This window comes from Micavibrio aeruginosavorus (assembly GCF_051245535.1).
In the GTDB taxonomy this organism is placed as follows: Bacteria; Pseudomonadota; Alphaproteobacteria; order Micavibrionales; family Micavibrionaceae; genus Micavibrio; species Micavibrio aeruginosavorus_D.
Map to the genome: position 1 here is coordinate 1928974 of NZ_CP195303.1, position 11007 is coordinate 1939980.

Annotated in this window: 10 protein-coding genes; 3 read left to right on the plus strand and 7 right to left on the minus strand. The window is 57.4% G+C overall.

What is annotated here, in order from left to right:
• Nucleotides 1-32: 32 nt before the first annotated feature.
• The 3 genes from ACSC94_RS09410 to rfaE1 form a co-directional block, all read right to left on the minus strand.
• Nucleotides 33-782, minus strand: coding sequence for a hypothetical protein (locus ACSC94_RS09410; RefSeq protein WP_435640579.1), 750 nt, complete (start codon nt 780-782; stop codon nt 33-35).
• A gap of 18 nt (nt 783-800) precedes the next feature.
• Nucleotides 801-1463, minus strand: a complete 663-nt coding sequence (locus tag ACSC94_RS09415; protein ID WP_435640580.1) for a hypothetical protein — start codon at nt 1461-1463, stop codon at nt 801-803.
• A gap of 302 nt (nt 1464-1765) precedes the next feature.
• Nucleotides 1766-3229 carry a D-glycero-beta-D-manno-heptose-7-phosphate kinase gene (rfaE1, locus tag ACSC94_RS09420; RefSeq protein ID WP_435640581.1) on the minus strand — a complete coding sequence of 488 codons (1464 nt, stop codon included), beginning with the start codon at nt 3227-3229 and terminating at the stop codon, nt 1766-1768.
• 175 nt (nt 3230-3404) lie between these two features.
• Between rfaE1 and ACSC94_RS09425 the strand changes: the two genes are divergently transcribed.
• Nucleotides 3405-4382 carry a transglutaminase-like cysteine peptidase gene (locus ACSC94_RS09425; protein ID WP_435640582.1) on the plus strand — a complete coding sequence of 326 codons (978 nt, stop codon included), beginning with the start codon at nt 3405-3407 and terminating at the stop codon, nt 4380-4382.
• A gap of 87 nt (nt 4383-4469) precedes the next feature.
• On the opposite strand, the gene ACSC94_RS09430 is transcribed toward ACSC94_RS09425, so the two are convergent.
• The 4 genes from ACSC94_RS09430 to ACSC94_RS09445 all read right to left on the minus strand — a co-directional run bounded on the left by ACSC94_RS09430 (nt 4470) and on the right by ACSC94_RS09445 (nt 8191).
• Nucleotides 4470-4946, minus strand: a complete 477-nt coding sequence (locus ACSC94_RS09430) for a hypothetical protein (protein ID WP_435640583.1) — start codon at nt 4944-4946, stop codon at nt 4470-4472.
• Between the two features lie 16 nt (nt 4947-4962).
• Entirely contained in the window at nt 4963-5397 is a 435-nt protein-coding gene (locus tag ACSC94_RS09435; RefSeq protein ID WP_435640584.1) for a hypothetical protein, read from the minus strand.
• A gap of 45 nt (nt 5398-5442) precedes the next feature.
• Nucleotides 5443-6171: a hypothetical protein gene (locus ACSC94_RS09440; RefSeq protein ID WP_435640585.1), complete on the minus strand. Its 729-nt coding sequence runs from the start codon at nt 6169-6171 to the stop codon at nt 5443-5445.
• Between the two features lie 187 nt (nt 6172-6358).
• Nucleotides 6359-8191, minus strand: a complete 1833-nt coding sequence (locus ACSC94_RS09445) for a ribonucleoside-diphosphate reductase subunit alpha (RefSeq protein WP_435640586.1) — start codon at nt 8189-8191, stop codon at nt 6359-6361.
• Nucleotides 8192-8818: 627 nt separating this feature from the next.
• Here ACSC94_RS09445 and ACSC94_RS09450 point away from each other — a divergent pair.
• Both ACSC94_RS09450 and pyk read left to right on the plus strand, forming a co-directional pair.
• Nucleotides 8819-9397, plus strand: coding sequence for an AAA family ATPase (locus ACSC94_RS09450; protein ID WP_435640587.1), 579 nt, complete (start codon nt 8819-8821; stop codon nt 9395-9397).
• An 80-nt stretch (nt 9398-9477) separates the two neighbouring features.
• Entirely contained in the window at nt 9478-10917 is a 1440-nt protein-coding gene (pyk, locus tag ACSC94_RS09455) for a pyruvate kinase (RefSeq protein ID WP_435640588.1), read from the plus strand.
• Nucleotides 10918-11007: the final 90 nt, after the last annotated feature.

Here is an 11007-nt window from a genome sequence, read left to right on the forward strand (position 1 = left end):
CCTCTCCCGGGGGGAGAGGGGATAAGGGGGCGTTACTTCACCAGCGGCATGGGCTGTGACGTGGTCACGGGCGCGGGTGGGGCATAAGGCGGCGTGACCGCCTGATGCGCGGGCTGGGCCACGGGGGCCGTATTCGGCGGTGTCACCGTGCTGTAGGCCATGCCTGTGGCGGCTTGATCCCGTTCGGCTTTGGTCATGCTCATTTCACGCAACTGGCGCGTGGCCGGAAGCGTGTAGTCATAGGCCGAAAGAACCCGACCCGTTTCCGCCTGAATCATCTGCAGCGAAATCATCAAATGGTCTTTGCCACGGGCATAAGATCCGTACATTTGCACCAGACCCGGTTTCTTCATGCCGCTGGCGGATGATGGGGTGACACCCTTCATCACCGGCTGCGGCGCGCCGACGCCCACTTGCGGGGCCATAACCGTGGACGGCACGCTGTCCGGCGGCAGGCCGCCCGTATAGACGTTATACCCCAACTGCACAAAGCGCGCGCCCAACTGGCTGGAGACGGTTTGACCGAACGGGGTCAGTTCACCGGGGATCGCCACATCATACAGCGGGAAAATTTGCACCGGCGTCGCCGCATTGACATGGGCACGGGATTGTTGCGCCAGCATATCCGCCGCCGCATAAGACGAATCCGTCAGGTTGATTTTTGAGGTGTCGAACAATTCATCCTGAATGGCCTGCGTCACCGCACAGGCACCCAGCACGCCGCCCAGCCCCAGCAGGGCACACGCCCCCAGCACCAGCGATGTTGATCGAAAAGCCATCATCGCCCGCACTCCGTTCCTTTAGAATCCGCCGTCAACAACAACCGGTTCGCTGGACACATCCGCCACCGGAACCGGGGGGTTGTTCATGTAAACCGGGGCCGCAGACACATCGACAGAGCCATGTTGGCGGGTGATTTCGTTGCCCTGAACGATCAGGAAAATTTCCGCATCCAGCGTATAGGCACCAGCCCCGTTCTGGGCGCGGTCAGCAATGCTGTAGCCCAGAGAGAACGGACCTTCGCCAGCAGAAGTCGACACCGGAATGCCCTGATTCTGCATCGCGCGGCGCAGGGCCATTTCCATCGCGGCATCGCGGTTGGTGTTGGCCGGGTTTGTAATCACGATGGTCGGTTCCATCGGGCGACCAAAATTGCGCACCAGTTTGGTCAGCAAATCTTCGGCCACAACGGTCAGGGAATCGATATCAGCATTGGTAAAGCCCGGCGGCAGACCTTCGGTTTGTTGCACCGGAGCCTGATCCACAACCATGGCGGGGGCCGTGCCCTGACCAACGACATGCGCGGGTTTGGACGCTTCCTTGCCCGGAGGTGCCTTGTACACTTCGTTATGATAGGTGTAGCCGGTTGGCATCGTTGTATCGGCGCAAGCCGCAAGCCCGCCCGCCAGAACAACGGCAGAAGCCAATGTGAAAACACGCACCAGACGGGACAAAGCAGGCATGGTCAAATTCCTATAAAGACAAGTGGATAGCCGCGAAAAGAATCAAGAAAGGCGGCATGGCAGAACGCCAGACCGATTCATGCTATCAGGGATTGCCGGGGAAATACAGTCCCAAGGAAATACGGATTGCGCAGAGCATCACGATGGAATGTACCGCGCGCGGCTTTCATCCCCCCACCCTGACCCTCCCCCCTTCAAAGGGGGGAGGAGATAAAATGTAAGCCCTCCCCACGCCCCGAGGGGGGAGGGTTGGGTAGGGGGTGAGAATGGTTTTGTAAAGATAATAGAGAGCGACAGGACGCTCAGCTTCCCTGCCCTTGCAGCTTCTTCACGATCGCCGTCGTGCTTTTGCCCGCGACCACCGGGGCCAGCCAGACCACGCCGCCGCGGGATTGAACATAATCCGCGCCGTCGACATGCTTGCCTTCGTAATCCGCGCCCTTCACCAACACATCCGGGTTGATGCGGCGAATGACCAGCTCGGCTTTGTCATCCTCCTCCGCCGTGCGGCCAAAAATCACCACCAGATCGACCGCGCCCAGCGCCGCCAGAACCTGCGCGCGGGAGGATTCGTCATTGATCGGGCGGTCTTTGCTCTTATACCGGCGGATGGAGTCATCGCAGTTCAGGGCCACAACCAGACGGTCACAGCGCGAACGCGCCTGCGCCAGATAGGTCACATGACCGGGATGCAGAATATCAAACGCGCCGTTGGTAAAGCCGATTTTCAAACCCTGCGCCCGCCAGCCCTCAACGATTCTGGCGGCATCATCCCAATTGTCGCAAACGGGAGCGATCATGTCGCTGATGGCGTCACCGGATTCCAGTTCATCCATCATAATCGGGGCGGTGCCGACTTTGCCCACGACAATGCCTGCGGCCCGGTTGGCCAGATGGGCGGCATCATCCAGATCCATACCCGCAGCCAGTCCAGCGGCAATGGTGGCAATGACCGTATCGCCCGCGCCGGAGACATCAAACACCGCGCGCGCCTGCGCCCGCAGATGCAACGGTGTGCCATCGGCGCGCACCACGCTCATCCCATCCTGGGACCGGGTGGCGATGACGCAATCAATGCCGGAAGTTTTGATCAAATGCCGCGCGGCCACGACAATGTCGCCATCGGTGGCATTGGGCATATTGGCGGTGGCTTCGGCCAGTTCCTTGCGGTTCGGCGTTACAATGCTGGCCCCGCGATAGATGGAATAATCCCGCCCCTTCGGATCAACCAGAACCGGGACATTGCTGGCCTTCGCCGCGTCAATGACGCCGGCAATAACCGCAGGCGTCAACGTCCCCTTGCCGTAGTCAGACAGAATCAACGCGCGCGCGCCATTTTTTAACGCCGCCTGTACCTGCGCAATCAGGCGCGCAGCGACATCGTCACCCACAGGCCGCGCCTCTTCAGCATCCAAGCGCAGGAGATGATGGTTGCCCGCCATAAACCGAGTTTTTACAATGGTCGGGCGATCGGTCGCCACCAGCAATCCGGCAGCATCCGCGCCAATATCCGCCATCATGGCGCGCAGAGTGCCCGCATCGGCATCATCCCCCACGACACCGGCCAGATGCACACGCACACCCAGCCCGCGCAGATTGGCCAGCACGTTGCCCGCGCCACCCAAAACGGCCCGCGTTGTCGTGTTGGACAAAACCGGCACCGGGGCCTCGGGCGACAGGCGCACGGCATCGCCGGTGACATACCGGTCGAGCATGATGTCGCCAATCACGGCCACGGTTGCGTTTTGCAAAGAATTGCGCGTCATAATATCCAAAGGATCTACAGGGCAAGCCCCTGTTTTTTCAGCATTTTATGGCCCATTTACGACCGTCCGTCTCTTTTTGCCTGTTTGTTTAGGTTTCGTCAATGTTTCTCCGCTTTAATGGTAGGAACAAAAGACGGGTTTGGGCTTAATTTTCGGCGAATTTTCGGGGTTTTGAGTGGGTTTTGAATCGGGTGGATCATCATTGAAATCACACAGCCAAGGCGGCGTGTTGAACCGGATCAAAGTATCCGTCGACCGCAACCGTCTGGGCGAAGTGCTGGTTTATACCGGGGCCTTAACGCCGCAGGAATTGCGCTATGCGTTGGCCCGCCAAAAGACATCGGGCGCATCTGAACCGCTGGGCCGTGTTCTGCTCCGCGAACGCATGATCCGTCGTCAGGATTTGTACCGCGCCTTGGTTCAGCAAATGACGCTGCGCCTGATGGCCGCTTCTCTCGCCGTTGCTTTGGGCTTTACGATGTTTGGCATTAAACGCGCCAACGCCGCATCCGTGCGGGATTTACCGGCCCAAGTCACATTGGCCAGCGTCGCCAACAGCGCGTTCACCCCGGTGAATTATTATCCGAACCTGCTCGGCGCGGATGAAAAACAATCGTTGAACCTGAAACCATTCACCAAATGGACGGATATGTTCGTGCGGTTTGAAAGCGCGATGAACGGCGCATCCGCCAAATCCAGCATCAAAACCATCAAGGCCGAGATTGAGCCGTTGCAAGGTTTGCCGCTGGACGCCATGGCCGCCCGCGTGAATACCATTGCAAACGCTGTCCGCTATATCGAGGACAAGGATAACTACGGCAACAGCGATTACTGGGCCACCCCGGTTGAATTTTTCGCCCGTGGCGGTGATTGCGAAGATTACGCGATCGCCAAATACACCATGCTGCGCGCGTTGGGCGTACCGGAAAGCCGCCTGCGCATCGCCATTGTGCATGATTTGCAAAAAAACATTCCGCACGCCGTTTTGGTTGTGTATACGGATGACGGCGCACTGATCCTGGACAACCAGAACAAGAGCGTGCGCACCGCGAATTCGCTGACCAGCCGCTATCGCCCGATCTTCTCGATCAACCGCGATGCGTGGTGGTTGCACAACAAACCGCAAGGCACGGTTCTGGCCTCAGCCCAGTAAGGTTTGAAGGCACAAGATTTTTAAGTTTGAAGTTCCCTGTTCAACTATAAAAGCCCGGACCAAAAATCCGGGCTTCTTTCTTTTTGATCAGACCATCAGGGGACCGCGGCCCAGATTTTTCCAGTCCGGTTTTTCCCGGTCAGACTTGCGAACCCACGCCCCCATGGACGCCGTGCCCGTCTGCCCGCCCACATAGACAATGTCCGCGCGCAGGATCACGCCGTGGTGGCTGGGTGTATAACGGCCAACGAAATCCTTGCCGTTGTTAAACACCTCAACCAATTCAAACCCAACATAACGGGCAGAATTGTGAACGATCACCTCTGGCCCCTTCATCCCCTTCGTGGACCCACTTCCCGGATTTTCTTTGCGGCGAAAAATCATCAGCACCGGTTCATCCTGTGCCGGATATTCGGGATTTTTTCCATTCGCACGGACGCGAAAAACAAAGCATCCATTGTCCTGACGATCCAGTGACACATCAAACCCATCAATTTTTTTCTGCACAACAGGGCCACCAAACAGATGTGCGGCAGCGGCGCGGAATAATGTTTTCAGGGTCATGATCTATCCTTTTTACTTAGATCGTTACATCCGGCTGGCTTTGTTTTTGCGCCAGAGAAATGGTGGATTGGCGTGGCAGAATCCGGACATCTTCTTCGGTTCTGTAACCGCCGAAGGTCGTGATTTTCGCGCGCAGGACAACACCATGATAAGCGCGCGCGGAATCGAATGCTTCCACCAGCTCGAACGCCTTGTACTTCGTATTTTTCTCAACGAACAAACGCCCATCGACAAAACCGCGACGGCATTCCGGGTCGTGATCGACACGCAGGACCGTATCGTGATCCGCGGCCGGGTATTCCGGGTTTTTACCATTCGCGCGGATACGCAATTCGAATGTGTTATTGTCCATCCGCTTGATCGCCGTGTCGAACCCGTCGACATGGCAGTAAAATTGCGGACCAGCCCCGAACAAACGTGCGGCTTTTTTAAATACGTTTTGCAGTTTCATGACACACCTTCTTTTTTAGTTTTTTAAAGTTCGTTTTATTTTCTATTACCGTCCCCAAGGGGATTTTTTCATTGCGCAGGCGCAAGAATCGCACGGGTTTTTTCCATCGCCGAACGAGACATGATTTACACGTTTTTGCGCTTCGGGCGTTCCATCGACCGAACAGGCGGGGCGTTCATCGTCCAGCAGCGGGCGGCCCACCGCATCAAATGTCAGCGTCAAAGAATCAAAAACAAGCGCCCGGCTTGCATGCACGGCTTCATCAACCGTGCGCGGCGGCATAAAAGTTGTGAGGTAGACGGCGCGTTTTTCCTGCATCCGGTCGCGAACCTTATCATTATCGGCCAGCCCCTGTGGCAGATAAAACACCGTGCCTTCATAATCCTGACGCATGGAATATTCACCGCTGGTCGCGGCATGGCTTGTCGCAAGGCGATTAAATTCAATCACCAGACCGCGCACCGTAAACGGACCGGGATTGGCAAAGCGGTTCATGCCGTCATCACCATAGGCCGCCATGGTGTTTTGAATCGCCAGATAGACGTCGGATGAAAACGCGCGATATTGTTCCAGCGCGCCACCCGGCACAAACATCTTCTGCGCGCGGTCCATCAATTCCGCGCGCCCCAGCGCGACATTCAAGCCCGCGCTCCAGATGGCTTCGCACAGTTTTTGTTCCAAGGTGGCATTGCCCTTGGCCACATTCAGGATGCCCTGCGTCAGGCAGTCCTGCAGCATCTCCGGTGAATCCTGTGCATTCAAATCATGGCTCATGACGCCCAACCTTCGTTCGGTTTTTTAAGAGAGGGATGGTATCTTTAATCAGGGGGTGTGTTTATGTCAATAAAATAGGGGATTTGTTTATTTTCAATGTATTAACAATAGAAAAGGGCCCCATATCGGGGCCCTTTTTGTTTCTTCTGCGGCCTGCTTACTGGCAGAACACTTTCTTGGGGCCTGCCTACTGGCAGGCCAGGCATTCGTCGTATTTCTTTTCTTCGCCCAGTTCCGGTTCGCGGTTGCCTTCGGGCTTTTGGCCCTCTTTGCTGCGCGCCCAGCTTGCGGCGGATTCGGCGCGCTGGATGGATTTGGAGCGGCAGTAATACAGCGACTTCACGCCCTTTGCCCACGCTTCCCAGTGGATGCGGTGCAGATCGCGCTTGTGCACGTTGCCCGGCAGGAAGACGTTCAGGCTCTGCGCCTGACAGATAAACGGTGTGCGGTCCGCGGCGTGTTCGATCAACCAGCGCTGGTCGATTTCGAACGCGGTTTTGAACACGTCTTTTTCATCCTGGCTCAGGAAGTCCAGATGCTGAACTGATCCTTCGTTGGTGAAGATGGACGACCAGATATCGTCGTTGTTCAGACCTTTTTCTTCCAGCACTTTTTCCAGATACGGGTTTTTCACCGCGAAGGAGCCGGACAGAGTTTTGTGGTTGTACGCATTCGCCGCGTTCGGTTCGATCCCCGGGGACGCGCCACCGGTGATGATGGAAATGGACGCCGTCGGCGCAATCGCCATCTTGTTCGAAAAACGCTCCATAATGCCGTAATCGGCGGCATCCGGGCAGGCACCGCGTTCATGCGCCAGTTTCACCGATGAATCATCGGCCTGACGCTTAATGTGCTGGAACATGCGGCGGTTCCAGACCTTGGCCATCACCGATTCCATCGGGATCATTTTCGATTGCAGGAAGGAGTGATAGCCCATCACGCCCAGACCGACCGAGCGTTCGCGCATGGCGGAATATTTCGCCCGTTTCATCGAATCCGGCGCCTTGTTGATGAAGTCGGTCAGAACGTTGTCGAGGAAACGCATGACGTCTTCGATAAAGGTCGGGTGGTCCTGCCACTGTTCGAACAGTTCGAGGTTCAGCGACGACAGGCAGCACACAGCCGAACGTTCATTGCCCAGCGGGTCTTTACCGGTCGGCAGGGTGATTTCCGAACACAGGTTCGACATCTTCACACTGAGGCCCGCCATTTTATGGTGCGCCGGAATGCGGTCATTCACATGGTCGATAAACAGGATATAGGGTTCACCCGTTTCAATCCGGGCGGTCAGAATACGGATCCACAGATCGCGGGCCTTGACCCGGCCAACAACGTGGCCGTCTTTCGGGGATTTCAGGGCCCATTCCTCGTCCTTCTCAACCGCGTGCATAAAGCTGTTCGGGATCACGACGGCGTTGTGCATGTTCAACGCTTTGCGGTTCGGGTCGCCCCCGGTCGGACGGCGAATTTCGATGAATTCCTCGATCTCCGGGTGCCAGACGGGCAGATAGATCGCGGCGGAACCACGACGCAAGGAGCCTTGGGAAATCGCCTGGGTCAGAGAATCCTGCACCTTAATGAACGGCACGATGCCGGAGGTTTTGCCATTCCGGCCAACCTTTTCGCCAATCGAACGCACATTGCCCCAGTACGAGCCAATGCCGCCGCCACGGGCCGCCAGCCAGACGTTTTCGTTCCACAGCGCCACGATGTCTTCGAGGCTGTCGCCGGATTCGTTGAGGAAGCAGGAAATCGGCAAGCCGCGGCTGGTGCCGCCATTGGACAGGATCGGCGTCGCCGGCATAAACCACAGCTTTGAAATATAATCATAAATACGCTGGGCGTGGGCGGAGTCATCGCCGTAGAACATGGCGACGCGCGCAAACAGATCCTGGAAGGATTCTTCGGGCAGGAGGTAGCGGTCAACCAGCGTGGCCTTGCCGAAATCGGTCAGGTTGGCGTCCCGGGAACGATCAATCTGGATACGGTTGCCTTGGGGCACTTGGGCGACGTCAAACATGGCATGCTACTCCTGTAAAATTTCAAAAACTCTCCCTCGGCCACCTTGGGGGTGGACACGGCGGGGCGGGCTGTCGGGGCTTGTTCGATAGTGTGGATAAAACCACTATCCATTGCGGTCATCACAAATACAGCCTACTACATGTCGTGGGTGCCACCAAGATGACAAAATTCCTAGCGCCCCCGGCTGACCCCCGCAAACACGTGCTAAAAACGCCTGTGGCCGTGTGAGTTCAAGCCCTAAAATGAGTCTTATGCAGAGTTTTTTTATCCCCAAAAACGAAATCATCTTTCACGAATATCGAAAGGCTGCATTCCATATCGACCCCATATCTTGTGCCTGTTTGGCCCCTCGGCCCCCTTCCGGAAAAAGCGCGCGCCCGCGATGACGCGGGCGGCGCATGGGCCGGAATGCGCCTCTAACCCCCTGATCCACCACAAGGAAATCATGATTGATATGGGGGCAAAACGGCCCCCGGACCACCCCTGATTCGCCCCTGATTCGCAGGCAAAAACGCCAGTGTTTTCAATGCGATACAGAACCCCCGATTCCTATTTCTTGCCGGGGTCGGCGCGATCGGGGTAAGGTGCGGCCAGCATAAAACACTGAATGGAAAGTGACTCGGCTATGGAAAAGCATGGTGAAAAACACGGCTTTATGATCGCAATTGGCGGGCTGTCAGGATCGGGGAAATCCACGTTGGCCGGGCGATTGGCGGCGGAAACCGGCGCGGTCTGGCTGCGGTCCGATTCCATTCGCAAGGAATTGTGGGGCGTGGACCCGCTGACCAAATTACCGCCCGCGGCCTATAGCCGGGATTTCAGCACCAAGACCTACGAGACGCTGGCCAGCCGCATGGAAGCGGCTTTGCGCGCCGGACAGGTCGTGATTGTCGATATGAGCTTTGCCAAACCCATCGAGCGCCAGAGCTTCGCCGACCGGGCCGCCGCCTGTGGCGCGGGATTCCACGGCATCTGGCTGGATGCCGCGCCCGATACGCTGAAAACCCGCGTCGATGCGCGGGTGGGCGATGTATCGGATGCCGATTCCACAATCGTCGCCATGCAATTGGGCTTTGATCTGGGCGACATTGAATGGAGCCGGATCAACACCGACCGCCCGGCGGACAGCGTATACCGTCTGGCTTGTGCCCTGCTGGGCGTGGATGGTCCCACCCCCATCCGCGCGATCAAGCTGGAACCATAAGATTTTTACGCCAATCGGGGCAAAACTTGATATAAAGCGGGCGTGATCTTTCCCTGCACGAACCCTGTAAGGCTTCCGCTATGACCAGCACTGAAATCTGCCCTCTCGTCCGTAAACGCCAGACCAAGATCGTTGCCACGTTGGGCCCCGCATCGGCGAATATTGAGATGATCGAGAAACTGGTTCTGGCCGGGGTCGATGTGGTGCGGTTGAATTTCAGCCATGGCGAACACGCCGACCATGCCGCGCGCGTGAAAATCATCCGCGGTCTGGAAACCAAGCTGGCCCGCCCCATCGCCATCATCGCCGATTTGCAGGGACCGAAATTGCGCGTGGGCCGGTTTAAAGACGGGTCCATCACCCTGACCGCCGGGCAGAAACTGCGCCTCGATCTGGATAAGACCGAGGGCGATGACACCCGCGTCAATTTGCCGCACCCGGAAATCATCAACACGCTGATGCCCGACGCGTTCATCCTGTGCGATGACGGCAAGGTGCGGATGAAGATTGTTGAGAAGGGTGCGGACTTCCTGATCGCGGAAGTGATCAGCGGCACGAAATTGTCCAACAACAAGGGCGTGAACGTGCCCGGCGTGATTTTGCCCATTCCGGCCCTGACCGAAAAAGACCGCAAGGATCTGGTCGCCGCGCTCGATATGGGCGTGGATTGGGTCGCGCAAAGTTTTGTGCAGCGTCCGGAAGATGTCGCCGAAGCCAAAAAACTGATCGGTGGCCGTGCCGCATTGATGGCGAAAATTGAAAAGCCCTCCGCGATTGAATTGTTCGCCGGCATCCTCGATCTGGTTGACGGGATCATGCTGGCGCGTGGTGATCTGGGCGTTGAAATTCCGCCGGAGGAAGTGCCCGCTTTGCAGAAAAAAATCGTGCGGCAGGTGCGCCAGTCCGGCAAGCCGATTATCGTCGCGACCCAGATGCTGGAATCCATGATTGAAAGCCCGGCCCCGACCCGCGCCGAAGCATCCGACGTGGCCACCGCCGTGTATGATGGCACCGATGCCGTGATGCTGTCCGCCGAAACCGCCGCCGGGAAATACCCGATCGAATCCGTATCCATCATGGACCGCATTTGCCAGCACGTCGAAGCCGACGATCTGTATCGCCGCATTATGGATGCCGACCATCCGGATGCCGACACCGATGCATCCGACGCCATCACCATTGCCGCGTGCCAAGTAGCGCAGACGATCAATGCCGCGTGCATCACCAATTACACATCATCGGGATCGACCACGCTGCGCACCGCGCGCCAGCGCCCGGCGATGCCGATTTTGTGCCTGTCGCATTCCGCACAAACCACACGCCGTTTGATGCTGTCCTATGGCGTACATGCCGTGTACACGCCGGACATCACATCCTTCTCCGACGCGGTGAAAATGGCGACGGAACAGGCCGCCCTTCAAGGGCTGGCGAAAAAAGGGCAGCGTCTGGTCCTGACCGCCGGTGTTCCGTTCGGCACGCCGGGATCCACCAACGCCCTGCGCGTGGCCTGGATTGAATGAGGGGATTGAGTGAGCCCATTAACGGCGCATTAACCAAACCGGAAAAATCCGCAGAATAAGACGGATTTTTCCAAAGTTTGCACCGCACGC